This is a genomic window from Marinomonas sp. SBI8L (assembly GCF_001624705.1).
GTDB lineage: Bacteria > Pseudomonadota > Gammaproteobacteria > Pseudomonadales > Marinomonadaceae > Marinomonas.
On sequence record NZ_JSEO01000002.1, the window covers coordinates 442335 to 468111 of the forward strand.

A 25777-nucleotide genomic window follows, 5' to 3' on the forward strand; every position below is an offset into this window, starting at 1 on the left:
CATAATTTATTCCATAAATGAGGTTGGTACTATGGTGACAGGGCCACTTCCTGCCTCACCAAAATCTAGCACTAATGTGAAAATCTGAGGAAGACCAAGTTTATTTGTAACTTGCAGGCTCTGCTTATTACTGAAAAATACTTGAGAATCTGCCTTTATTTTAAGAGGAAGTCTTAAGCTTGTTTGAACCCTACCAACATTGCTTTTGATTCTTTCCAAAACCAATGTTTTATGCCCTCTATTACTTAATGTCAGTGTAATATCAGCTTTTTTGTGTGTAAATTCAGCCTTATCTAGTTCAATAATAAGATCCGATGTATGAGACCCTGTATGGGCTAAGGTAAAGGAGCTGAAAACAAGTAAACCGAGTGCTAAAATTTTTCGCATTAGATATCTCTTAGATATTTATGACACATAATAAACCTTTGCTTTGCTTTGCTTTGCTTTGCTTTGCTTTGCTTTGCTTTGCTTTGCTTTGCTTTGCTTTGCTTTGCTTTGCTTTGCTTTGCTTTGCTTTGCTTTGCTTTGCTTGTAAATGACTTCAGCATGTAAATTTTTTGTCATTTGTTATTAAGTATTATGCTAAGAATAAATAATTTGCAGCTTGAATATTCACTTTGTTTAAAAAGCACTGAAGTCTATAGATTAGTAAGCGCTTTTGACCTTTTACGATTTAAACTTACTCTGCATACCCTATCTATTTCGTGTGATATTGATTCAAACTCTTTATAATCCACCTTTAATTCTGACATTAGCTAATTAAGATAATTTATGATTACTCAAACTCAAACTATTGATTTAAACACTCCGACAGGTGTGATGCGCTGTACACAATATCGCCCTGTTGAAGAAGGTCAGTTCTCAAGTATTATTTTTTATTCAGAAATTTTTCAAATTACAACACCAATAGAAAGAACCGCTCGTATCATGGCAGGCCATGGTTTTGTTGTATTAGTACCTGAAGTTTTTCATGAGCTAAATCCAATAGGAACTGTCCTTGCTTATGATGATGCAGGCAAAGATAAAGGCAATGAAGATAAGTTTACTAAGACGCTAGAGTCACATGACACTGATACCGAAGCCATGGTGGACTTTCTAAAACAGCAAAGTTATTCAAATGGTCTAATAGGCAGTATGGGTGTATGTATTGGTGGCCACCTAGCTTATCGCGCAGCATTAAATAAATCGGTTTCGGCTAGCTTTTGTTTATATGCAACTGATATACATTCGAACACTCTGCCTTGCACAGAAGGAAACGACTCTCTAACACGAACTAAAGATATGGATGCAGATTTTTGCATGGTATGGGGGAGACAAGATCCACATGTTAGCCCTGAAGGCAGACAAAAGATTTATCAAAACTTAATGAAAACAGAGCGAAATTTCACTTGGCACGAATTTAATGCTCAGCATGCTTTTATGCGTGATGAAGGCGATAGATATGACGCCGAGGCTGCATTTAAATGCTATAACCTAGCCACTAACTTTTTTCATACCAGACTTAAATAAAGATAAGGGGAACAGTTCATTACTGTTCCCTGCTTTTATTAATGTAGCAACTAACGGTAACTAGGTAGTAGTGTACAAGAGCCAATATCTGAAGAGGCCCATACTTCGCCATCTTGTATGGTGACATTCAATTGCATAGAACGCTGACATAATTTTTCAAGCTCTATCACTTCCGCTTCAGCAAACCTTAAAACTTTCAGATTCGTAAAACGTGATAATTTACCTTGATTCTGCTGCCACCAAATATCAGATTTGTCGTTATAATTGACTATGATGACATTCTCACCACGACCACATGCTTTTCTTAGACGCTTTTCATCTGGCTGACCTAAATCTATCCAGAGAGTAATATCGTCAGACAAGGTTTTTTGCCACAAATCAGGTTCTTCATCTGTGCTAATACCTTTGCAAAAAGACAATTGTTCATCGCCTGTTTTCTCATCTGCTAATAAAGCAAAGGTGATCAATCTAACCATCATTCTTTCTTCGGTTTCAGATGGATGCAGGGCAAGTGTCAGGTCATAACCCTGATAATGAGATCTATCCATATCAGATACTTGAATACTTGCTTTGAAAACCGTCGATTTGATCGCCATTTTTACTACTTTTATAAAATAATGTTAATTAAATTAAGCATTTGAACATGTTTAATCACTTATGCGTGGCATTGTACCTTAACCGATTTAATTTAATAGTCTTATCAGTCCGTAAAAAATTAAGTTGAGTCCGATTCAGTGAAATAAACTGATTTATTCCTTAAGTATCAGGGTTATTTTTTTCACTAATAAAGATAATTTAGTTATTTGCATATAGCTTGTTGACATATATTAATTATTCAAGCCTAATACTCATGCTTAATACAGGATTAAGCATCATCATTTCATTCACTTAACACGCACAGTTTGGAGGTAAATATGAATTTCTATCAAACTAATACATTTTGCTCCAATTCTGTTAAACGACATACACGTTAAACTGCGTACTAAGTAATCAATATTTAGCCGCAGATCCTATGCGGTGATTAAATACTATTAAAGCATATGGTCTCGGTTTTAATTAAAATCTGGAGATAACTATGACTTTTATTGCCCTATTGAACGCGATTAAAAACTACTTTGAACGTATTCACGCTCAAAGAGCACTTAAACATTTAGACTCACACTCTTTAAAAGATATTGGCTTTTATAACGATGAAGGACACATACGCCCTTTGTCTGGTGATCTAGGTAGTCTTGCCAACAAAGTTAAGATTAGCACTAGAGTTATCAAAGAAGACGAGCCAATACCGCAGAGAAGTGATGGCTAAGCCAAGGCTGCTTAGGTAGCCAATATCTAAGCAGCAAAACAACCTCAGCTTTGCTGAGTTGAATACCAAATAAACTATGGTATTCATGTAAGCCGAATAAAGTCTTTTTTATTCGGCTTTTTTCTGGCCTTTAAATAACACCTAAACTTCGAATAGAATTAAACTAATTTCTTCAAGGTGAGTTTTAATTTTTTCCAAGCAAAGCTCAGTTTCTACATCCTGCATTTCATTACCTTCCAGTAAAACATAACGATCCTGGTCAAGGTTTTCCATTCGAGAAAAGTAAAAAGATTCACGCCAGTACTTACAAGGCACAGCTTTAATGTTGAGATGCTTTTCACATTCGGCTTCATCTTTCAAATAAGCAAATACACCTAATGCTTTATGTTTATAAGCTTTGATTGAAACCCCTTCTGGCCAATGCAGCAGTCTTATATCTAAATCACACTTAATATCTGCATTTTCTTTTTTCACATAGACCTTTTTAACTTCGAAAGAACCTCGCCATTTTGAAAACATCTCACTGTTAAAGATTTGATGCTCAATTTTATCAAAATTAGATTCGATTTTTTCTGCCGTCACTTTAGTTTTGTCAGTCATACTATGCTTACCTTTAATTCGTTCAACCATTAAGACTGGACAGCCTTAGCGTGGGGAGTGGTTGTAATAAATGCACCCAAAATTTGAGGGGCTACTTTACAATATTGCAGGCGCTAAGTTTGATGAGTTGTATTTATAACCTAATAAGTTTTTCTAACAAATTTACTAGGTTAAATAAGGTAGTATGCCCTTCCTGAAAACTTATAGGTCAATAATGCACCCCTCTATCTGGTCAGAAAAACGCTATTTTACATACTTATCAGGTAGCATTTTTTCAACACAAGGCATTTGGATACAGCGTATGACGCTTGGTTGGATGTTGTGGCAAAAGTCACATTCTGAAAGCCTACTAGGTGTATTAGCCTTTTTACTATTTGTTCCATCAATTCTTCTCGGGCCATTATTTGGCGCTTTAGTCGATCGTGTAGATAGACGAAAGGCAGCGCTTTCAACGAGCTTAGTACTGGCTTTAGTTTCCTTGAGTTTGGCATTATTGACACATCAAGAACTTATGAATGAGGCGAGTTTACTTTTCTTTGCTCTCATAATAGGTATCGCAAACAGTGCATACCAATCCATAAGATTATCTTTTGTACCAGAGCTTGTCAGCAAGGTTAATATGCCTAAAGCTGTCGCAATTAATGCAATCATTTATAACTCTTCTCGTTTTATTGGTCCCATGATTGCTGGCTACCTTATTAAGTATCAAGGGGATGCTGTCTCTTTATACCTAGTTGCAACCTGCTATTTACCTTTAATTTTTGTTTTAAACAAACTAGCTCTAAATACTTATCAAGTAAAAAATAAAACCTTTACCTTTCTTGCTGATATTAAAGCCGGATTTAAATACACCTTAAAGTCGGATCTAATTTCAACACTTTTAATAGTTATCAGTATTTCAGCGATATTAGGCCGTGGCCTGTTGGAAATATTACCCGCTGCTGCTGACACTCTATATCAAGGAGGCGTTGAGGCTCTCGCATGGTTGAACTCAGCTGCTGGAGCCGGTGCTATTGGTGCTGGTTTAGTTCTTTCAAGGTTAGCTTCAAAACAACTTCTAACAGCCTTAAAAGTTGCAATTGTTTCGTCAGGCTTATTAATTATCTGTTTTAATTTTATGGCAAGTCTAGAGCTGGGTTTATTGTTAATCGCCCTTTTAAGTTTTAGTGCGACTGTCTGTGGTGTCAGTACCCAATCACTTATACAAGTAACAGTTGCTAGCGAATTTAGAGGAAGAGTCATGAGCTTATGGGGAGCGATAAATTTAGGAGGTGGTGCTATTGGGGGGCTGATTTTCGGAGTAACCACTGAATCTATTGGTTATCAACCAGCATTTCTTTTATTAGGCGCCATCTGTGTCATTATCTCTTTTATTAAGGTAAGAAAGATAAGACTTTAAGCATATTGCCTTTTATAGGAATACACTAACATTACTTCATGTAATACTATTATATAAAATCATTTGATTAGGTTATACGCATGAGCATATATGATATAGAAGTTACCCAAAGTAATGGCAACACATACTCATTATCAAACATAAAAGGCAATGTTCTCCTTATCATCAATACAGCTAGCCATTGCCGCTTTACCCCTCAATATCAAGCGCTAGAAGAATTACACAAAAAGTACAGCCATCAGGGGTTGATGATTCTAGCCTTTCCCTGCAACCAATTCGCTAATCAGGAGCCAGATAAGGGAGATAAAATTGAAAGTTTCTGCCAATTGAATTATGGCGTCACCTTTGAGCTGCACAAAAAGATCAAAGTTAATGGACCTGATTCGACACCGCTTTATCAATACTTAAAGCAGCAAGCAAAAGGTATTTTTGGCACCCAATCGATAAAGTGGAATTTTACTAAATTTCTAGTTAACCATGATGGATCTATTATTGAACGCTTTTCCCCTAAAACAGACCCATTAAAACTGGAAGATAAAATTAAAATTTTTCTATCTAAACGCTAGAGAAGCTTCGAATAAGTCCTCACTCCTCAGCGTGTGGATAAACCTTTAAATTTATAGGGAGGTACGCAACTTAATCGTGATTCTATTGATAAGGTCCTCAAGATAAAGATGGAGCTTAATCTCAGTTTCCACGGCGCTGACTAGTGGAATATTTAAATAGGCTTAGACATAAAAAAACTCGCCGAAGCGAGTTTTTTTATAATGCGATTATTTAAGCTGTGATAATTGGTGTATTACAAACAACATCAGCATTTTGACCACGATGACGAAGAAGGTGATCTAGTAAAGTGATAGCTAACATAGCTTCGGCAATTGGCGTAGCACGAATGCCAACACAAGGATCATGACGTCCTTTGGTAATGACATCAGCAACATTGCCTTCTCTATCAATTGTTTTACCTGGCACAGTAATACTAGAAGTTGGCTTTAACGCCATATGTACGACAATGTCTTGCCCAGATGAAATCCCACCTAGTACACCACCTGCATGATTTGAGCTAAATCCTGTGGGTGTTAGTTCATCTCTATGCTGACTTCCTTTTTGCTCAATAACCTCAAAGCCATCACCAATCTCAACACCTTTAACCGCGTTTATTCCCATCATAGCTTTGGCAATATCTGCATCGAGTCTATCAAAGACAGGCTCACCTAAACCTGGCATCACATTACGTGCTACAACAGTGATTTTAGCGCCAATTGAGTCACCTTCACGTCTTAGCTCAGTCATATACTTTTCTAGCTGAGGAATAGCGTCAGGATCAGGGCTAAAGAATGGGTTTTCATACACTTGAGTTAAATCTTTTACTTCAAGTTTAATTGGCCCTAACTGAGATAAGAAACCATTCACTTCAATATTAAAACGTGTTTTAAGGTATTTCTTAGCGATCGCACCCGCTGCAACCCGCATTGCTGTTTCACGCGCAGAAGAGCGGCCACCACCTCTATAATCTCTAAAACCATACTTTTGGTCATAGGTATAATCAGCGTGAGCTGGTCTAAATGTATTTTGGATATTACCGTAATCTTTTGATCTTTGGTCTGTATTTTCAATTAAAAGACCAATAGACGTTCCCGTAGTTTTACCTTCAAATACACCAGAAAGAATTTTAACCTGATCCGGTTCACGTCTTTGAGTGGTATATTTTGAAGTCCCAGGCTTACGAAGATCTAGATCTTTTTGTAAATCTTCTTCTGAGATTTCTATTCCAGGTGGGCAACCATCAACAATTGCACCTAATGCAATGCCATGGCTTTCACCAAAGGTAGTAACTTTAAACAGAGTTCCAAATGTATTACCTGACATAAACTCGCTTTGCTCTTTTTGTATAATTAAAGTGAATGAGTGATTAGATCATTTTTTGATATAACAAAAACACCATTACCACCCTGCTCCAACTCTACCCACATAAAGGGGAAGTCAGGGAATGCTTCTTGTAACGCTATTTCGCTATTACCCACTTCATAGACAACGATACCGCCATCATGCAGGTGATCTACCACTTGTGTTAAAAACTTACGTGTAAAATCTAATCCATCAAAACCTGACGTCAGTGCTAGCTCAGGCTCTTGATGAAACTCTTCAGGCGCTGTTTGATAGTCATCTGCGTCCACATAAGGTGGATTACAAATAATCAGATCATATTTACGGCCTTCTAAGCTATCAAACATATCTGAATGAATAGCTTCAACTGTCTCTTCAACCTGATGCTTTATGATATTTTCTTTAGCGACAGACAATGCAGGTAAACTAATATCACTGATATCGACTTTAGCATCTTCAAAAATTAATGCCGCTGTAATACCTAGACAACCACTTCCCGTACACATATCTAAAATGTTAACTGGATACTGTTCGAGCCAAGGCTGAAATTCATCTTTAAGCAATGCCATAATAGGAGATCTTGGAATTAAAGTGTCTTTGGTTACCTTAAAAGGTAAACCCATAAACCAAGCTTCACCTAGTAGGTATGGCAAAGGTGTTCGTTTAGAAATACGCTCATTAAGCAATTTTAAAATGCGTTTTTTCTCATCAATTGTAAGCTTACAATCCATCAAATCTTTATCGAAGTCTAACGGCAACTTCAAAGCACCCAATACTAAGTTTACAGACTCATCCCATGGATTATCAGTTCCATGGCCATAAAAAAGATTAGCTTGGTTAAATCGGCTAAAGCTCCAACGAATAAAGTCTTTAATGCTTGATAAATCACGTAGAGCGGATTGTCTATTACTCATTAATTACTGCTTCACAATGTCAAAAGGAAACCATTATACCTTGTTATCAACTGACCTTTATCACTTTTCTTCATTAAATTAAGCATTGCTTTCATCTAAAAACAAAAATCCATAAAAAGAGACAAACACTTGAGATAAAAGTAGTTATTTCGGCTTTCTTTGTTCAACCTTCTGCTGAAGTTGAATTAGCTCTTTAAGCTGTAAAGTCAATTCGTTTACATTGTTTTCATGAGTTTTAGAGATCAACTCTTCGATTTTTAAAGCCTGTCTATTCAGTTGCTTAGCCTGTACTTCAAGTTGAGCTTTTAAGTTTTCTCTTTCCTCTTCAAGCAAATTTACTTTTAGCTCAAGCTTACTGTGATCTAATTCTTTTTGTGACAAATTAAGTGTCGCTTCTTTAATCTGAGACTTATCATGTTCTGACTGAGTCTGAGTAACTTTTAATGTTGTTAATGTCTCTTGATACCTTTGCTCAAAATACTCAATTTTTTTACGATCTGACACACTTTGGATTTGAAGCTGGTGTATTTCATCTTGCTGCTTTTCAATGTCTTCTGCTTGATTTCGGGCTAACTCTGAAAGTGACAAATATTGTCCATGGGTGGCATCTTTTTTAAGAGATTGCTCATTTTTCTCTTGATGCATCCTCTCTTCTAACAAAGACTCAAGATCACGGCTTATATCTCTTTCAAACTTTTTAAAACTTGGCATAAATACAGATGACAAATCTTTAAAGCTAGCCTCTTGCTGCTCTTTATAAAGCTCCTCCCAATCTGTAATTGCTTTTAGAAATGTCGTGTTCGAGCATTTACGCCCGTCTTTTTTTAAAAAATATTCAGTTAAACGAGGGATATTTGGAAAGTAGTTTTGCTCTAACAATGACCAGCAGGCCAGAATAATTTCTTCGCGTGAGATATTAGCTTTACGAGCCATGGAAATGAATTCCGTTTAGATAAATAGAATAATAATTATAAACTATTTATTTTATAGGATACAAAGATAAGCGTTACCCTATTTCTTCGAGGTGATTTAAAACTTTGATTGTTTCTTGATAACCGTACTCAATCATTTCATCAGCACGCCAAAACTCATAGAAGGAACATGCATCTTTAGAAAGACTCACGACGGCATCTGGGGGATAGCCAGCAACTTTATATTGCGTCAAAGAAGCCTGCATTGTTTCAAACATGGTGTTTATAATCTGCAGTCTTCCCCAATTTTCAGGTAAATGCTCTGTATCAAGACTCTTTTTGTCACCTTGCGAAGCTACCTTATCAACCAAAAGGTCCTCAAAATTATCAAGAACATTAGCTTTAAACATATCTCTAATATTGGTAACCCAGACTTCTGAGCTTTCTTGAGGTTGTTGGGTATTTAAATTAGGCATCGCTTGTGAACCATTAAGATCGACCGCAACAATATAATCAGCATTGGCAGCAATAGTCGGGATGATGGGTAATGGGTTTAATAAACCACCATCAACATAGACTTTGTCACCAAGACGAACAGGCAAAATCAGTGATGGAATGGCAGAAGAAGCTCTTAAAGCATTAATTAGGGAGCCTGATTGAAACCAAGATTCTTTTTGATTAATCAAATCAGTCGCAATGGAAGTGAAGCTAATATTTAAATCTTCAATATTAGGATCACCAATAATATCTTTAATCTTGCTAAAAAGCTTATCACCTTTGATCGCTCCGGCATTGGCAATGCTAATATCGATAAGCCTTACTGTTTCTAACCGTGTGAGATCAGATGCCCACTGCCGAAATGCATGAAATCTACCTGCTGCATAAGCACCACCAATAATGGCGCCAATAGAGCATCCTGCAATAGAAACAATCTCAAAACCTTGCTCTTCTAAAGCATCGATTACGCCAATATGAGCAAGACCTCTAGCGGCACCAGAGCCTAAAACTAAAGAAACTGTCTTTTTATTCTTTATTTGCATCACGGTTTGAAATCACTGTTACCTGACTTTCACCATATACTGGCTTTGCTTGATTTCCCAAATTTACGAAATGTATATGCTTGAGATCATCTTCACTCAATTCAGCCTTAATATCTGCAATTTCTTTTTCACCTTTTATAAAGGATTCAATAGGAGAAAGAGACGATTCAGTAGTAATCGCAAACACATAGTTCTGCATATCGGCTTGCCCATTAATGAACTGATTCAATGCAAGTTTATTATCAAGATTAACTTGTAGGGCGATATTTACCTTGGATGTATCTAGTTTAGTTGCGACATTATCCAAGCGTAGCATGACATCCCCTGCCCCACGACGGTTCAAATACAAAACTTGATAGCCTGAACCCTCAGTAGATTCTTGCTCGACGACAAGTAAATATTGGTTTGCATCGGCACCATATAAGCGATAATCATTGAAGAAATTATTGGCCCAAGCATTACTACTACCACAAGTACGACCACTACATTCATACAGAATATTGCTTGAAGCTGTCATCTGCTTTCTATAAAAATCATAAATGGGTAACAGGCTCTCATTACGGCCAAATTTGAATAAGGATGAAGAAAGTTCACCTTGAACCTGTTTAGCTTTAATCGGGATCCAAGTTCGTGCAGACTTCTTCAGGTTAGCAAGCGGTAAAGCATAATCAACTTGAGAGCTTTGATCATGCTTAATGAGATTCGCACCTTTAAATTGTTCCAACGTTTGGCTTGAATAACCATAGGAAGAAACCAATCCTAAACCTAAAATACAAAGTGCTTTTAAATGCTTAGTGTTTATGAGCTGGCTAGAATTAGAATTCAATAAAATATTATTAATAACTCTCTCCTTAATACCCTTAGTAACGATATGCTTTTATAAATAAAACTTAGTGACTTGTTATAAAAGCATAAACCCTTTTCGCAACTTTTTGATAACTTTCATCTTCTAAGTGAAAGTGATGACCGCCATCACACCAATCTAATTCGGCGGATTTAAAGTTTTCACACATTTCAATGGCTTGTTTTTGACATGCTTTAAAAATGCCTTGGTTTGCTAATAACATAAGTGTTGGACAAGAAACGCCTTTAATGAAAGCGGTTACACCTTCTTTGTCCATACGATATGGAGAAGGAAATGTAAGCTTCGGGTCATGACGCCACCGATAGCGGCCATCTTCTCCCACAAAACTTCCACGCATTACTAAGAATTTTGAAGCATTATAACCAAGCTTAGTGAAGCCATTCATTCGTGCTTGAATCATGGCTTCTTGATTGTCATAACCCCTAGAGGCTGATCTATCAATACTCATTTTATTAACAGCATGTTGTAACTGAGATACCCGTTGAGATGCATCTGAAGTTAATGGCCCCAAATTGTCTAACATGACTAAACCATGGACTTTATCAGGAGCAATAGATGCAACTAACATGGCGATAGAAGCTCCCATACTATGCCCAACAAGCCAGACTTTCGCATTCAAATTTTGTATGAATTGCACAACATCAAGTACATAGTCCCATAAATGATAAAACGCCCCATCAGGCCTATGATCTGATTTACCATGTCCTGCACAATCTAAACTGTACCAATGACAGTTAGGTATCATCTGAGTGCATCTATCAAAACTTGCTGCATTATCAAGCCAGCCATGAAGTGCAACTATTTTATGATGAGCCGTTGTTAATACACCTTTCGGCTGAGTTTCAATAAAGGATAATTTAGTATGTTTTAATTCAATTTGGGTTTCACGATCCATCATATACAACTTAATACTAGTCTTATCAAAATAAGTGTTAGCTATGCGCGTTTTCGACCCAACGCAATTGACAGCATGAAGTAGCAAGAACCTCACCTTCAACGGCAGCAAGCGTCGCTGTTTGCATCATAAAGTCTGGTGGCAAAGGCATATCTGCTAACAAGTCGACCATTTGACTTGCAAAAGGTTCGTGAGTTACTAGCAAAACCGACTCTGCCTGTAAATTTGATAACCAAAGCGCAACCTCAATTGGTTTACCACTTGGTGTGATCTTGTCATCAGTCGCACTAACTCCCGTATAATTAATAGCGTCTAAAAAATGATGTGCTGTTTGCTGAGCTCGTATATAAGGGCTCACAAAAACTTGATTAATACTCTCATTTTTTTGTTTGAACTTTAATGCTGTTGAGAGTACTTCCTCCACCCCCATTGCCGTTAAGTTTCTGGCCGCATCATTACCTAAAGTTGGTGCTTCTGCATTACCGTGACGCAAAATATATAAGCGTTTAATCCCCATATCCAAAATCCTTATTTCGCATTAGGCCATGGCTGAAATGGGTATGGCTTTTCTTCAGTTTGAAAACAGACGAAAGAAAGTGTTTGGCTAATGAAGTTTGATAATGAAGCCACAAAATCGGCAAGACTTTTTGGCTCAAATTGAGAACCAAAACGAATAATAGTAAGAATAATGAGCGCAATGCCAAATACAGACAAAGAAATATTTAACACAGCCCAATACACTGCCATGAATACTAAACGAACCCAAAAACCTTGATCTGCATACCCTGGTTTAGCCATTACTTTTCTCCTCATATGTCGCAAACTCTACATCCCACTTAAGCTCACCTGTCATCATGGTTTGAACTAGAGAGTCCAATTGACACCCATCAAACACAAGCTTAGACAATCCTAATGCTAATGGCATATAGAGTTTATTTTTTTCTGCTTCTGAAATTACCATACGCAAGGTGTTCACCCCTTCGGCAACTTGTCCTAATTCTGCAACGGCTTGTTCTAATGTTTTACCCGAGCCTAGTGCAAAACCAACCTGATAGTTTCGACTTAATGGAGATGAACATGTTGCAATCAAATCTCCCATACCAGCCAAGCCTAAGAATGTCATTGGATTCGCACCGAAATGAACAGCAAAGCGGCTCATTTCAGCTAAACTACGCGTCATTATCATAGCCATAGTGTTTTCGCCAACATTGAGAGCTTTTGCAAGCCCACAAACAATGGCATAAATATTTTTTAATGCGCCAGCTAGCTCTACACCTTTGATATCAGAGTTTTCGTATACTCTAAAAGTTGGCGACTTAAGTAATTCCACAGCATGACCTCTCACCGCATCATCTGGGCTTGCAATAACAGAACCGGTTAATTGCCCTGCCGCTATCTCTTTTGCTAAATTCGGCCCACTCAAAACACCAATTTTATCAGTAACATTTTGACGAAATAAAATATCACTCATCAACTCAAAGCGGTTTGGATTGAAGCCTTTGGTTGTACTGATTAACATTTTATCTGGTGTTAATAAGGGAGTAATTCTTTCTACAACTTGTTCGAAAGATTTTGATGGGATTGACACAAAAATAGCATCACTTTCAGCAATCGCCGCTTCTAGATCGGTAGTAGCAAGTAACTCTTCACTAAGTTGAGCTTTAGGAAGATAGCGACTATTGAAACCTGTTAAATTAATTTCCTCAACTTGCTCTTCATTTCTCATCCATTGGCTAACAATATGTCCATTATTAGCCATGATATTCGCTAAAGCGGTACCAAAACTACCACCACCAAGTACACAGACGGTTTCTTTAGCCATCTTGTTTTTAAACCTCCGATTTACCTTCAAATAAAGATAAATTTAATAAGATTAGATAAATTTTAAGACGAACAACTAATGCAAATTTTCTGCTGCTCACTATTAGCAGGTATCGCAAGGTGCGATAAGGTCTCATGCTCATCAAAAGGTTGCTTTAATACCTGCATAAGCTCATCAAATAATTTAAAGCTCCCACCCTCTGCCGCTGAAATCACATTTTGAGCTAAATAGTTTCTTAGAATATATTTAGGATTGAATTTTAGCATTTCAACCCGTGATTCTTCCCACGATCTGGTTTCTTGCTTACGTCTGTCACAATATTCATTTAACCAAAGGTTAATTGCTTCATTATCATCAAAGTCAGCAATCAATAACAGACGATCATTAGCCTCTTTCATTTGGCTTAGGTTACGCCAAAAACTAGTATAGTCTACTTGTTCCTTTTCTAATAATAACAATAAATTAGAAAACATTGCCTGATCGTCTTCTAGCTCTAAAATAAAGCCTAATTTTGATCTTATCATTGTTTGAAAGTACCCCATTAATCTGGCTTCAAACTGACTAAGGACTTTAACTAGTTGGCTTTTAGTCAAATGATTAGAAAAACAATGAAATAGGCAATTCAAATTCCATAGTGCCACAACAGGTTGACGCTCAAAAGCATAACGGGCTTCATAATCTGATTGATTTGAAACCCACCTTGGCTGATATGATTCCATAAATCCATAGGGACCATAATCAATTGTTTCCCCTAATATAGACATATTATCTGTATTCATTACACCATGCTGAAAACCAACTGCCTGCCACTGCGCAATCATTTTTGCTGTTGAATCTACAATCGACTCTAGCATAAAGAGGATATTCTCCTCTCTACCTAATGGCTGCTTAAAATAACGATCTATAACATAATCAATTAAAGAATCTAATTCGTGTGTTTTCTTTTGATAAAAGAAATATTCAAAATGACCAAAACGAATGTGTGTTCTAGCACTTCTAAGTAACATAGCGGCAGGTTCCGCTTGCTCACGGTAAACATATTGGTCACTTGAAAATAATGCTAGAGCTCGAGTACTTGAAATGCCTAAATGATGTAATGCCTCACTGGCTAAGTACTCACGAATACTTGAACTTAATACGGCCCTACCATCACCACGCCTTGAATAAGGCGTAGGACCCGCCCCTTTCATATGCAGGTCAATTATTTGACCATCTTGGTTGGTCACTTCTCCAAGCAATAGCCCTCTACCATCACCTAACTGCGGTGTGAAGCCGCCAAACTGGTGCCCTGCATAGACCATACTTAATGCGCCAGAGATAGGTTCATTTCCTAGAAGCAGGTTTAATGTCTTAGCATGCTTAAGATTGATATCTAATTGAGCAGCCAAAGCGTCATTTGAGTAGGAAAGGGTTTGTTGAGTTAAAGGTTGAATTTGACCTTGAGATGAGAAACTAGAACCAAGTGTAGAAAAATGATGTGAAAGTTTCATAAATCACCCAAACAACAAGAGGAAGAGTAAGGTTTGAAGTGAGAACTGACAGCCTAATAATTAGACTGTCAGTATATATTTTAGCTGTTACTTACATACTCGCAGCGAATTTTTTCACCTACTACTTTTTCAATTTCAGGCACCATAAATGCGTCATCTTCACTGGCAAAGCTGACAGACTTACCTGATTCACCACCACGGCCCGTTCGACCAATGCGGTGAACATAATCTTCTGGATCTTCTGGTAATGAATAATTTACGACTAATTCAATACCATCAACATGAATACCACGACCGGCCACATCTGTTGCAACCAAAACTTGAATACGTCCATTTTTAAAGTTAGCTAACGTTTTAACTCGCTTATCTTGAGACACTTCGCCAGACAACATAGCGCAATTAACGCCAGCATCTTTCAAGCGCTCATACAGGTCACGGGTTTCATCACGTCGGTTAGCAAAAACGATCGTTCTTTGATTATCTTTTTCCTTAATTAGACTCTCAAGCACAGGCCATTTCTGATCTGCTTCAACACTATAAATAACTTGCTCAATGTTTTTATTTGTCGTTTCTTCAGGAACAACAGAAACTTCTTTTGGGAAGTAAGTCCATTGACGAGCAAGGTTTTGAATATCTTTAGGGAAGGTTGCACTAAAAAGCATGGTCTGACGCTTTTCTTTATGCGGCGTCATGCGGATAATACTTTTCACATCAGGGATAAAACCCATAGATAGCATGCGATCCGCTTCATCAAGGACTAACGCTTCTACCTTGTTAAGGAGTACTTTTTTGTTTCTAGCAAAATCCATTAAACGACCAGGCGTAGCAACAACGATATCAACACGCTCTGTCTCTAACGTCTGCTTTTGCTTTTCGTAGCTTAAACCACCCACCAAGGAAACAACATTAATATTAGAATTAGCTGTTAACTTAACTGCATCATCAGCAATTTGAAGCGCTAATTCACGCGTTGGCGCTATGATTAGGCCCCTAGCTAAACGACTATCACGATCACCCTCTAGAGGGTAATCAATAAAGTCACTTATCATGGCAATTAAAAAGGCCGCTGTTTTACCGGTACCTGTTTGTGCTTGGCCAATTAAATCATAGCCTTGAAGCGTTTCAGGTAAGGTAGCTGCCTGGATTTCACTGCAGTACTCAAAAGACATTTCAGAAATTGATTTAAGAACTCGGTCAGGAAGATTTAAATCATGAAAGCGAACTTTACCCTCAACTTCAGCCACTTGAAAATCATCAATGGACCAAACAGCACCCGTAGCAGGTTTGTTTTGAGAAGCATCATCCTGACGCTTAGGTTTGCGATATGATTTTCTTGGTTTTTTAGTTCTAGGTTTTTGTGGTGCGCTCTGATTATCCATATTGGAATCTATGATCTTCTGTTGAATGTCTTATGGAGTCAAAGACGTAATGCCTTTGAATAAATTGTTATCACTAATTTGATGTGGGTGGAGTTTACAGAAATACCACCCATTTTTACAGTCATTTAATTAGTTACTCACCAAGCGCTTAACTAGATTCTAGCTTTAGGCTATAGGGTGGTAAACTGTCTATAAGGTTCCTGCCATAGCGCTTAGTAATAAGGCGCTTATCTAGTATGCAGATTTTCCCAGTATCATTCTCACTGCGTAATAAACGACCTGTCGCCTGCACTAATTTAAGAGACGCATCAGGGATTGATATTTCCATAAAAGGATTCCCACCACGCTTTTGAATCCATTCTGCTAAAGTCGCATCAACTGGGTCATCAGGCACTGAAAAAGGTATTTTGGCAATAATAACGTGTGTTAAATATTTACCTGGTAAATCAACACCTTCAGCAAAGCTTGCCAGCCCCAACAACAAACTCCCCTTGTCTTTATCAATTCTTTCTTTATGAGCCTCAAGGATAATACGTTTTGACTGCTCCCCTTGAACCAACATAATATCTTTAAGCTCCTGCTTAACGGCATCAGCAACAGCTTCCATCTGCTTTCTTGAGGAGAATAAAACCAAACTGGCAGCTAAAGGATCAACCTCATTATCTAGGTATTGGATAATTTCTTTAGTATGTTCATCCGCCTTATTTGGTTCATGCTCAAGTTTTGGAATTTGCAAAACAGCTTTATTCTGAAAATCAAAAGGGCTTAATACTCTTAAATATTCTGACTCCTTCGGCACGCCACTTCTCATATTAAAACGGTGAAATTGATTTAATGCTGTCAAAGTAGCTGAGGTAACAACCGCGGCAAAGCATTTATCCCATAATTGCATTCTTAATGTGTGCGCAGCAAGAATGGGTGAACCACCCAGCTCAATATCCTGCTCCATTCCTTGACCAGTCAATGTAAGCCATCTTGCATTAGGTGGGAAGTTCTGATCATCCGCCGTAGAGAATAATAGCCATAACGCTTTTGCCTGCTCTAACCTACCGAGTATTACGCCTAAGATTGGTAGCCAAACTTCTGCGGTTTCAGGCTTCATACCCATACCCTCATTCTGCTTAACTTTCTTACATTCATCGTGGATCGACTCGATCGCAGAAAAAAGTTTTTGGTAGGAGGTTTGGAGGCTATAAGCGAGCTGCCTTAACTCATCAGGGATAATGCCAAACTCAAATCTATGCTGATCATTATCATCAACATTTTGCAGATTATTAATGAATGGCGCTAAACCTTGTTGAGCATATTGAATAAAATTAACAATGGTTTGCACCATTTGTGGAATCTTGAACAATAATTGCCCAGTAACACTAACGTCGTCAGAAAGCTCCTGCTTAAGGTTTATCAGGTTCTTCTCAAGTTGTCTTAACCAAAGAATGCTTTGCTGTAATCTAAGTTCGTGTCTGAAATGATTAATAGCTTTGTCGGGTAAATGGTGCCCTTCATCGAATACATAAATACTATCGGCAGGGGCAGTCAGTATTGCTCCTCCACCTAGAGATAAGTCCGCTAATACAAGGTCATGGTTTGCAACTATAATGTCTGCAACTTCTATTTCAGCTCTAGCCTTATAAAATGGGCACGCCGTAAAGTTAGCACAATTACGGTTTGTACATTGCTGATGATCCGTTTTTAAACGTCCCCAATCTTGCTCTCTTACAATACCTGTCCAGTTATCTTTATCACCATCCCAAGTGCCAGCTTTAAGCGCATCATCCATTTCTTTATAAAGAGCGGTATTAACATCTCCTGGCTGCAAATGCTGTTCAAACAAACCTGCGAACATATCATCCGTCGCTTGTGTCTCATCATCTAGATGACTTTCTAGATGATTTAGACACAAATAACGACCTCTACCTTTAGCCAAGGTATATTTAAACTGATAGTCAGTATGCTTAAGGAGTTCTGGTAGTTCCTTGTGAAGAATTTGCTCCTGCAAAGCGACAGTTGCCGTTGAGATTACGAGTGTTTTTTCCCGTGCTCTGGCTATAGGGACTGCGGCTAGGCAATATGACAAGGTTTTACCTGTACCCGTACCAGCCTCTATTACCGCAACATGTTTTTCACCCAGTCGATTACCTTCACTGTCAGGTTTAACGTTACCCAGTGTTCTCGCAATAGCACCAATCATTTGCCTTTGACCGGTACGAGGGTTGTGCCCTTTTGCCTTAAGGTTTGCTCGGTAAGCGGTTTGTATTTTTAACTTTAAATCGTCAGAAAGCATTTATTTATTTGAGTATCCCTTTAAAAGCTGTATATAATAACAGTTACTGTACAAACAACCAGATGCCTTATGATTAAACTTACAAAAAGACAATCCGATGTTATGGATACAATCCGCGACTTTATTGCGGAAACTGGCTTTCCACCAACACGAGCCGAAATTGCAAAACAGCTAGGTTTTAAATCACCAAATGCTGCGGAAGAACACTTAAAAGCCCTTTGTAAAAAAGGTGCTATTGAGATTTTACCTGGTGCTTCACGTGGCTTACGCATCATTGAAGAAGCCAGCAATGATGCAAACCCAGAGCTTGGGCTGCCTATTATTGGTAAGGTAGCTGCAGGTTTTCCAATACTTGCCCAGGAAAATGTGGACTCTCATGTTCAAGTGCCACCAAGCATGTTCTCACCACAAGCTGATTATCTCTTATCTGTAAATGGCATGAGCATGAAAGATGTGGGCATTATGGAAGGAGATTTACTTGCCGTCCATAAAACATCTACCGTACGTAACGGCCAAATTGTTGTTGCACGTATCGGCGATGAGGTGACTGTAAAACGCTTTGAAAAGAAAGGGAATACAATTCGCCTCATCGCAGAAAACGAAGAGTTCAATGACATACTAGTCGACTTAGAAAGTGAAGAGTTTGCCATTGAGGGCCTCTCAGTGGGTGTTATACGACAAACAATCTAAGTAACACGCATAAAAAAAGCTAAGCCTAGGCTTAGCTTTTTTTATGCGGTCATCATTAGTGAATCACTTTTGCCTGTGAGGCTGTGTTTTCATCATGAGATTCATGCACTTCAGATTCTGGGAAATCTTCTGAATACACAAAATCGATACCGGCATGAAACATTCTCTTAGCCAGTTCAAAATACCTATCCTGAAGATACGCTTTTGTAGTATCAGAAATTTTTAGAACCGCTAAAGGTTCAGATTCAACACCCTCATCACTTGCTGGACGTAAAACAATTTCGCCATTTTCTAGTTCCACTATCTCTAGATACGACTCATTCATATTATTAGTACTCTGAGGATTCTTCTCTAAACCTTAAAATCAATTCGGTTAGAGAGTTTAAATATGTCAAATAAGTTGACCTATCATCAACTGAGGCGACAATTAAATTATCGTGTTTAGCGTTATAGAAGTTTGGCTGACATTTCAAACTCACGTCATATGTATTTTGCATATGTGAAAACCAAGAGTTTGCGTTTGCATTCAATTCTATAAGCTCGTTAACAACTGGAATGCTGATGTTTTTTGATTTTGCATCTTGATGCATTTCAAGCAAGCCAATTTCCGAGCTAAGATGATACGCTTGTTTTACTTCTTGCAAAAGCCCTAAAACAGCACTTTGTAAATGAAAAAGGGCAGCATTTTCAAATGCTGGCCCCATCCATTTTTGCTCATTATTTGGCATAACCAAAAAACGACGTGCTATATCCAGCCTCTGATTGGTCATACTAGCGGCCGAACTCATTTATTTCTTTACCTTTTTCTTAGCTTCTTCAATCACCCACTTAGAGTCAACATAAAAGGCTTTCCAACCAGTTGGCTTGCCTTCGTCTTCAGACATGACATATTGCTCTTTTGTTTTACGACTATAGCGAATTATTGCAGGTCGACCTTCAGAGTCAGCTAATGGCGCATCCTTGAAGAAATGATACTTAGGATCTATCTGATCCATGTAAGGTATCAGCTCAGCCACAAGTGGAGCACGCGTTTCTCGCTTCCTTGGGAATTGACTCGCTGCCAAGAACAGGCCAGTTGCACCATCACGTAAAACATAGTGATCCTCAACCTTAAGGCATGCCAAATCTGGCATAGGAACAGGGTCCATCTTAGGCGGAGCAGCTTCTCCATTTTTTAGTAACTTACGTGTATTCTTACATTCTTCATTTGTACAACCAAAGTACTTCCCGAAACGGCCAGTTTTTAACTGCATCTCTGAAGAGCACTTATCACACTCAAGAACAGGGCCATCATAACCTTTTATCTTGAACGAACCAGCCTCAACCTCAAATCCTGAACAACTAGGGTTGTTACCACAAACATGTAATTTGCGCTGCTCATCAACCAAATAGCTATCCATTGCAGAGCCACAGATTTTACAACGTCGCTTATTAATAAGCGCCTTTGACTCAGCCTCATCGTCATATACAGCAACAACCTCTTCACCACTTACTAGGTTAATTGTTGCTTTACAGCGCTCTTTTGGTGGCAATGCATAACCAGAGCAAGACAAGAACACACCAGTACTTGCCGTACGAATTTGCATTGGTCTAGAACATGTTGGGCATTCTATATCAGTAGGTGTTGGCGCATTTTGAGCCATACCTGTTTCTGGATGTTCGGCGATATTAAGTGTCTTACTAAAATCACGGTAAAAGGCATTAAGGGTTTCAATCCAGTCATCTCGCCCTTCAGCGATATCATCCAGTCTCTCTTCCATTTGAGCGGTAAAATCATAACCCATCAAAGTCTGGAAGCTATTCACTAAACGATCGGTAACTATGTCACCCATTTTCTCAGCATAAAAGCGACGACCTTCAGTTCGCACATAACCACGATCTTGAATCGTAGAAATGATAGAAGCATAAGTTGATGGACGTCCAATACCACGCTTCTCAAGCTCTTTAACAAGGCTTGCTTCACTGTATCTAGCCGGTGGCTTAGTGAAGTGTTGCTCAGGCACAAGCTGCTCTATGCTCAAAGGTTCGCCTTGATCGATATCAGGTAAAATGTTGTCATCACCTTTCTTACCTAGTGGTGTCATAACACGCGTATAACCATCAAAGCGAAGAATTCTGCCTTTCGCCTTTAATTCATACTCGTCCACTACTAGCGTAACCGTAGTAGATGTATAACGAGCAGGTGTCATTTGACATGCCATAAACTGATTACGAATCAACTCGTAAAGTCTATGAGCGTCTTTTTCCATGCCTTTCAAGAACTCTGGCAACAAGGTAACATCAGAAGGTCGAATCGCTTCGTGAGCCTCTTGAGCGCCCTCTTTGCTAGAATATCGAATCGCGTTTTCTGGCAAATACTCATTGCCATAATTTTTCTCGATATAATCCCTTAAACTAGAAACAGCTTCTTGGCTTAAGTTAGTCGAGTCAGTTCGCATATAGGTAATGTAACCCGCTTCGTAAAGTCGCTGAGCTAACATCATCGTCTTTTTAACACCAAAGCTTAAGCGAGTACTTGCAGCCTGTTGCAAAGTTGATGTTATAAAAGGTGCGCTTGGTTTACTACTTGTCGGCTTATCTTCACGTCTAGCAACTTTATAGGTTGCATTCTGAAGTCTCGCTAAATGTTGATTCGACTCTTCTTCATTCGTTGGTCGGTATTCTTTGTCTTGATACTTCGCAACTTCAAACTTAATTTTTTCTTGCTTAGGTGTTGCAAGCAAAGCGTCCATTTCCCAAAACTCATCTGGGATAAAGGCTCTAATACTTTGTTCGCGTTCAACGATTAGTCTTACCGCAACAGATTGAACACGGCCTGCTGATAATCCACGGGCAACTTTAGCCCACAATAAAGGAGATACCATAAAGCCAACAACGCGATCCAAGAAACGTCTTGCTTGCTGTGCATTTACTCTATTGATATCAAGTTCAGCAGGAACATCAAAAGCTTCAGTAATTGCTTTTTCAGTAATCTCGTTAAAAACAACACGCTTATAGCGAGAATCGTCACCACCTATTGCTTCACGCAAGTGCCACGCAATAGCTTCTCCCTCTCTATCCAAATCGGTCGCGAGATAGATGGTGTCAGCATTTTTTGCCAAGCGCTTAAGTTCATCAACAACTTTTTCTTTGCCTGGTAACACTTCGTACTGGGCCTGCCAGTTGTTCTCTGGGTCAACACCCATTCGGTTAATCAGTTGTTGACGAGCTTTACGGCTCTTATAAACAACTTTTTCTTCAGCTGACATTTTACGTGTCAAAGCGGCTTGCTTAGCGCGCTCTTGAGGTGTGGACGTTGATGTTGTGCCAGTAGGTAAGTCACGTATATGTCCAACACTGGACTTTACAACATAGCCACTACCTAAATATTTATTAATTGTCTTCGCCTTGGCTGGCGATTCCACTATTACCAGTGATTTTCCCATTTTCTAATATAGGCCTTATGTAAAGTACATCTCCGATTCTGCAAATCTGTGCAGTTAACATCGTCGGGATCGTGATATTAAGCAAACCCCTTTTATATAACAAGCTATCACTGTATTGTTTGCGAGATAATTTTCTAAATCATTTGAAAATATCTATATTTAAGATACTGAATTCATCGTCAGAGGACAATACGTAGTGACATTGCAAATTGTTACCATTTTATTTTTATTCATCATAGTCGTTCTTTCCGTAATCGTCGGAAGCAGAGCGCATCAAAAAGAAAAAGAAGAAACCGAACGTAGATTCACTCAATTAAAACTTATGAATCGAGCCGATAGAACTTATAGCCATATTAGCAGTATTGTTCAAATTAACACCGACCCAATTGTTACTGATGTTTTATATGATTTTTATATCGACACATTACGCGATCTTATTAACTACACTGACGACATTGATTCAATTGAACAAAGAATAGCCAAAGCAGAAGAAGAACGTGAAAATGATTTAATTGTATATAACACCACTCCTACATTATTAAGTTTTCAAGAAAAAGCGAATTATAAAGAACGCTTAACCAAGCTCGCCAAACTGCTTTTATTTATGCGCAGAAAAGGACGAATTAGCCATTCACATTATCAAGCTTGTTATGATTATTTACGCTGGTTAAACCTCGACATTCAAGTTAACCGCCAGCTTGTTCAAGCTAATACTAATTTCGATACGGGTGATACACGTGTCGCCAGAACCCTATATGGCGTTATCTTATCTCACGTTAGAGCTGACCCTTTACAGCGCCCTGAGAAAAAGCTTCTTGAAAATTTTGTTGATGAAAAAATCAAAGAGATCTATGAACCTGAATTAAAAGCAATTGAAGAGGCTGAAACACCAGAGGAAGCAGCCGCTTTAGTTGAGGAACTTTCAAAACCCGTTGATATTTCAGGATTAGATCAAGAATAGCTTACACAAAATCAATCGCTTCAATTTCACTGAGAAGCGATTGAATCTTTTCAACATCACTCTCTTCTCCATTTTCATTCCAATGCAAAGAAACACAATCTGCTGTAACTACAATTGCTTTAAAGTTTTGCATATGATTTTTTAACGTTTCTTGGCTTGATTCAGATAGATTAATAACCCTGTTTGCGTACCAGCCATCCAGAATATTTTCGTACTTCCACACCTCGTAAGGATAGATGCAAACCTCATCGGTTAAGCTTTTAAGCTTATTAATTCTAAATTTGTGGTAAGCGGCAGATTTTACTTTAGTCGTTGACTTATCCCATTTATCAGGTAACTCTATATGTGTAAGTTGTACACCTAATTGACTTTTTCGTGCTAAAAGACGAATTTTCATTTTATCTTGATCACGCTTACTTGGCATCACCCATAAAATGGAGCCCAGCATTGAGGCAACAATGGCAACCACTATTAAAATAGTCATAAATTTTACTCATGTTTGAACTAATATAAGAATACACAAACCGTTTCGGAGGTTTATATGCCATACCAAAGAATTTTACTAGCGGCCGACCTTACTGAAGAGAATCTTCCCGTCGTTGAAAAAGCTGTACGTTTGTGCACAACATATAACGCAAAATTGGTTATTCTGCACGTTATTGAATCCCTTAACTACGCCTATGGTGGCGATGTCCCAATTGATATCACAGACATACAACATCAACTTCAAACAAGCGCACAAGAAAAATTAGACGCTCTCTGCGAACAAATCACCTGCCCTATTGATCAAGCAATCATTTCTCAAGGCGGTATTGAAAGTGAAATCCATCGTGTTGCAGAAGAAAACGAAACCAATCTCATCGTTGTAGGTAGTCATGGCCGACATGGATTAGCCTTGCTTTTAGGATCCACAGCAAACGGGGTATTACATGGAGCCCCTTGTGACGTGCTAGCAGTAAGAGTTAAAAACTAATCAAAATAAAGGCCAGCTAATGCTGGCCTTATCATCTGAACAATTAACGCCTTGTCCAGCTTGTCCCTTCTCTCGTATCTAATAAAGTAATACCTTGATCCGCTAAAGAGTCCCTTATTTCATCACTTCTCGCAAAGTTTTTATCTTTCCTTGCTTGAATCCTTTCAGCAATCAGCGCGTCAATTTCTTCTTCAGAAATACCATCATTGACCACACTATTTTTTAAGAAATACTCTGGGTCTTGCAACAACAAACCAAGTGGCTCAGCTAAAACACTTAATTCTTTAGCAAGAATTGGTGCATTATCAGCTTCAGCTGCTTTTGCTTTATTCAACTCTCTTACCAAATCAAATAAAACTGAGATAGCAACAGGCGTATTAAAGTCATCATCCATAGCTTCTTGATAGCGTTCGCTATAAGTAGATGGCAAGTACTCGCCAGCTAACGCTTGTCCTTGTAAGCTGGTATACATTCTTTCAAGGCCAACTTTTGCCTCAAGTAAACTTTGCTCAGAATAATCGATAGGGCTACGATATTGACTAGACACCATTAAGAAACGTACAACCTCAGGGTTATATTTTTCTAACACATCTCTCACGGTAAAGAAGTTACCCAAAGATTTAGACATCTTTTCATTGTTAACGCGTACAGCACCACAATGCATCCAATAGTTGACATAGTCAGTACCATTAGCGCATTCAGATTGAGCTATTTCGTTTTCATGATGAGGAAACTTAAGATCAGGTCCACCACCATGTATGTCAAAATGTGGCCCTAGGCAGCTTGTAGACATAGCCGAACATTCAATATGCCAACCAGGACGACCAATGCCCCAAGGTGATTGCCAATGCACCTCACCCTCTTTAGCAGATTTCCACAAAACAAAGTCAGCAGGATTCTCTTTTGCACTCTCTACATCAATACGTGCACCTGCAAGCATTTCGTCTAACTTACGATTATTAAGTTTGCCATAGTCAGCATGTTTTTCTGTACGGAAATAAACATCACCCGTTGAGCCTTGATAAGCAAACCCTTTATCAACTAAGGTCGAAATCATATCAATAATTTCTTGCATAAACTCAGTCGCTTTCGGCTCTCTATCAGGTAATTTATTTCCTAATTTAAGCTCATCCTGAGTTTGTGCTTCGATCATTCTTGCTGTTAGAGATTCTGGTGTTTCATTATTCTCAGCAGCACGTTTAATAATTTTATCATCTACATCCGTAATATTTCGAACATAAGTAAGATCAAAACCACTAAATCTAAGGTGACGAGAAATAATGTCGAAAGAGATCATTGCTCTGGCGTGGCCAATATGACAGAAGTCATAAACCGTATTACCACATACATACATGCCAACCTTTCCAGGCACCAATGGAACAAACTCTTCTTTCTTACCGGTTAAAGTATTGTGTATCTTTAACATT

General features: G+C 38.4%; 27 protein-coding genes. 7 read left to right on the forward strand and 20 right to left on the reverse strand.

The features are described 5' to 3' along the window. Positions 1–6: 6 nt before the first annotated feature. A complete protein-coding gene (locus OA91_RS03945; protein WP_063337240.1) occupies positions 7–387 on the reverse strand; it encodes a hypothetical protein in 381 nt (126 codons plus the stop codon). Between the two features lie 384 nt (positions 388–771). Between OA91_RS03945 and OA91_RS03950 the strand changes: the two genes are divergently transcribed. Next, positions 772–1509 (forward strand): dienelactone hydrolase family protein, encoded by a 738-nt coding sequence (locus OA91_RS03950; protein ID WP_063337241.1) that lies wholly within the window; start codon positions 772–774, stop codon positions 1507–1509. Between the two features lie 50 nt (positions 1510–1559). On the opposite strand, the gene OA91_RS03955 is transcribed toward OA91_RS03950, so the two are convergent. Next, complete coding sequence (locus tag OA91_RS03955) at positions 1560–2105, reverse strand: YaeQ family protein (protein WP_063337242.1); 546 nt, start codon at positions 2103–2105, stop codon at positions 1560–1562. Between the two features lie 479 nt (positions 2106–2584). On the opposite strand from OA91_RS03955, the gene OA91_RS03960 reads away from it, so the two are divergent. Beyond that, positions 2585–2815, forward strand: a complete 231-nt coding sequence (locus tag OA91_RS03960) for a hypothetical protein (protein WP_046017939.1) — start codon at positions 2585–2587, stop codon at positions 2813–2815. A gap of 141 nt (positions 2816–2956) precedes the next feature. Here OA91_RS03960 and OA91_RS03965 read toward each other — a convergent pair whose 3' ends face one another. Then, a complete protein-coding gene (locus tag OA91_RS03965; RefSeq protein WP_063337290.1) occupies positions 2957–3415 on the reverse strand; it encodes a hypothetical protein in 459 nt (152 codons plus the stop codon). 214 nt (positions 3416–3629) lie between these two features. Here OA91_RS03965 and OA91_RS03970 point away from each other — a divergent pair, with 214 nt between their 5' ends. Further along, the gene (locus tag OA91_RS03970; RefSeq protein WP_063337243.1) at positions 3630–4814 is read left to right on the forward strand and encodes an MFS transporter; all 1185 of its coding nucleotides are present in this window, start codon (positions 3630–3632) and stop codon (positions 4812–4814) included. Between the two features lie 80 nt (positions 4815–4894). Continuing rightward, a complete protein-coding gene (locus OA91_RS03975; protein ID WP_063337244.1) occupies positions 4895–5380 on the forward strand; it encodes a glutathione peroxidase in 486 nt (161 codons plus the stop codon). A gap of 211 nt (positions 5381–5591) precedes the next feature. Here the strand turns inward: OA91_RS03975 and aroC are convergent, their stop codons facing one another. The 12 genes from aroC to dinG form a co-directional block, all read right to left on the reverse strand. Beyond that, complete coding sequence (gene aroC / locus OA91_RS03980; RefSeq protein ID WP_046017942.1) at positions 5592–6683, reverse strand: chorismate synthase; 1092 nt, start codon at positions 6681–6683, stop codon at positions 5592–5594. Between the two features lie 26 nt (positions 6684–6709). Beyond that, positions 6710–7615 carry a 50S ribosomal protein L3 N(5)-glutamine methyltransferase gene (gene prmB / locus OA91_RS03985; protein WP_063337245.1) on the reverse strand — a complete coding sequence of 302 codons (906 nt, stop codon included), beginning with the start codon at positions 7613–7615 and terminating at the stop codon, positions 6710–6712. A 144-nt stretch (positions 7616–7759) separates the two neighbouring features. Beyond that, on the reverse strand, positions 7760–8548 hold the full coding sequence (locus OA91_RS03990) for a hypothetical protein (protein WP_063337246.1): 789 nt from the start codon (positions 8546–8548) through the stop codon (positions 7760–7762). A 73-nt stretch (positions 8549–8621) separates the two neighbouring features. After that, positions 8622–9566: a patatin-like phospholipase family protein gene (locus OA91_RS03995; protein ID WP_063337247.1), complete on the reverse strand. Its 945-nt coding sequence runs from the start codon at positions 9564–9566 to the stop codon at positions 8622–8624. Next, positions 9550–10290 carry a DUF4892 domain-containing protein gene (locus OA91_RS04000; protein ID WP_197477732.1) on the reverse strand — a complete coding sequence of 247 codons (741 nt, stop codon included), beginning with the start codon at positions 10288–10290 and terminating at the stop codon, positions 9550–9552. The genes OA91_RS03995 and OA91_RS04000 overlap by 17 nt, the downstream gene beginning before the upstream one ends. A gap of 166 nt (positions 10291–10456) precedes the next feature. Beyond that, entirely contained in the window at positions 10457–11326 is an 870-nt protein-coding gene (locus OA91_RS04005) for an alpha/beta fold hydrolase (protein ID WP_063337249.1), read from the reverse strand. A 37-nt stretch (positions 11327–11363) separates the two neighbouring features. After that, positions 11364–11843, reverse strand: a complete 480-nt coding sequence (sixA, locus tag OA91_RS04010) for a phosphohistidine phosphatase SixA (RefSeq protein WP_063337250.1) — start codon at positions 11841–11843, stop codon at positions 11364–11366. A gap of 11 nt (positions 11844–11854) precedes the next feature. Beyond that, positions 11855–12124, reverse strand: a complete 270-nt coding sequence (locus tag OA91_RS04015; RefSeq protein ID WP_046017949.1) for a DUF4389 domain-containing protein — start codon at positions 12122–12124, stop codon at positions 11855–11857. Next, complete coding sequence (locus OA91_RS04020) at positions 12117–13148, reverse strand: NAD(P)H-dependent glycerol-3-phosphate dehydrogenase (RefSeq protein WP_046017950.1); 1032 nt, start codon at positions 13146–13148, stop codon at positions 12117–12119. Before OA91_RS04020 ends, OA91_RS04015 begins: the two co-directional genes overlap by 8 nt. A gap of 62 nt (positions 13149–13210) precedes the next feature. Next, positions 13211–14638, reverse strand: coding sequence for a protein adenylyltransferase SelO (locus OA91_RS04025; RefSeq protein WP_063337251.1), 1428 nt, complete (start codon positions 14636–14638; stop codon positions 13211–13213). An 80-nt stretch (positions 14639–14718) separates the two neighbouring features. Beyond that, positions 14719–16017, reverse strand: coding sequence for a DEAD/DEAH box helicase (locus tag OA91_RS04030; protein ID WP_046017952.1), 1299 nt, complete (start codon positions 16015–16017; stop codon positions 14719–14721). Positions 16018–16165: 148 nt separating this feature from the next. Continuing rightward, the gene (gene dinG, locus OA91_RS04035) at positions 16166–18301 is read right to left on the reverse strand and encodes an ATP-dependent DNA helicase DinG (protein WP_046017953.1); all 2136 of its coding nucleotides are present in this window, start codon (positions 18299–18301) and stop codon (positions 16166–16168) included. A gap of 69 nt (positions 18302–18370) precedes the next feature. Here dinG and lexA point away from each other — a divergent pair, with 69 nt between their 5' ends. Next, positions 18371–18991, forward strand: a complete 621-nt coding sequence (gene lexA, locus OA91_RS04040) for a transcriptional repressor LexA (protein WP_046017954.1) — start codon at positions 18371–18373, stop codon at positions 18989–18991. A gap of 55 nt (positions 18992–19046) precedes the next feature. Here lexA and OA91_RS04045 read toward each other — a convergent pair whose 3' ends face one another. The 3 genes from OA91_RS04045 to topA are packed head-to-tail and all read right to left on the reverse strand — an operon-like array spanning position 19047 to position 22416. Further along, positions 19047–19316 (reverse strand): hypothetical protein, encoded by a 270-nt coding sequence (locus OA91_RS04045; RefSeq protein ID WP_063337252.1) that lies wholly within the window; start codon positions 19314–19316, stop codon positions 19047–19049. Positions 19317–19320: 4 nt separating this feature from the next. Next, positions 19321–19779 carry a DUF6586 family protein gene (locus OA91_RS04050; RefSeq protein ID WP_063337253.1) on the reverse strand — a complete coding sequence of 153 codons (459 nt, stop codon included), beginning with the start codon at positions 19777–19779 and terminating at the stop codon, positions 19321–19323. After that, on the reverse strand, positions 19780–22416 hold the full coding sequence (topA, locus tag OA91_RS04055) for a type I DNA topoisomerase (RefSeq protein WP_063337254.1): 2637 nt from the start codon (positions 22414–22416) through the stop codon (positions 19780–19782). It lies immediately after the preceding gene. 196 nt (positions 22417–22612) lie between these two features. Here topA and OA91_RS04060 point away from each other — a divergent pair, with 196 nt between their 5' ends. Next, positions 22613–23377 (forward strand): hypothetical protein, encoded by a 765-nt coding sequence (locus tag OA91_RS04060; protein WP_063337255.1) that lies wholly within the window; start codon positions 22613–22615, stop codon positions 23375–23377. 1 nt (position 23378) lies between these two features. On the opposite strand, the gene OA91_RS04065 is transcribed toward OA91_RS04060, so the two are convergent. Further along, entirely contained in the window at positions 23379–23861 is a 483-nt protein-coding gene (locus tag OA91_RS04065) for a hypothetical protein (protein ID WP_063337256.1), read from the reverse strand. Positions 23862–23918: 57 nt separating this feature from the next. On the opposite strand from OA91_RS04065, the gene OA91_RS04070 reads away from it, so the two are divergent. Continuing rightward, entirely contained in the window at positions 23919–24350 is a 432-nt protein-coding gene (locus OA91_RS04070; RefSeq protein WP_046017960.1) for a universal stress protein, read from the forward strand. 43 nt (positions 24351–24393) lie between these two features. Here OA91_RS04070 and cysS read toward each other — a convergent pair whose 3' ends face one another. Next, entirely contained in the window at positions 24394–25776 is a 1383-nt protein-coding gene (gene cysS, locus OA91_RS04075) for a cysteine--tRNA ligase (RefSeq protein ID WP_063337257.1), read from the reverse strand. Between the last annotated feature and the right edge of the window lies 1 nt (position 25777).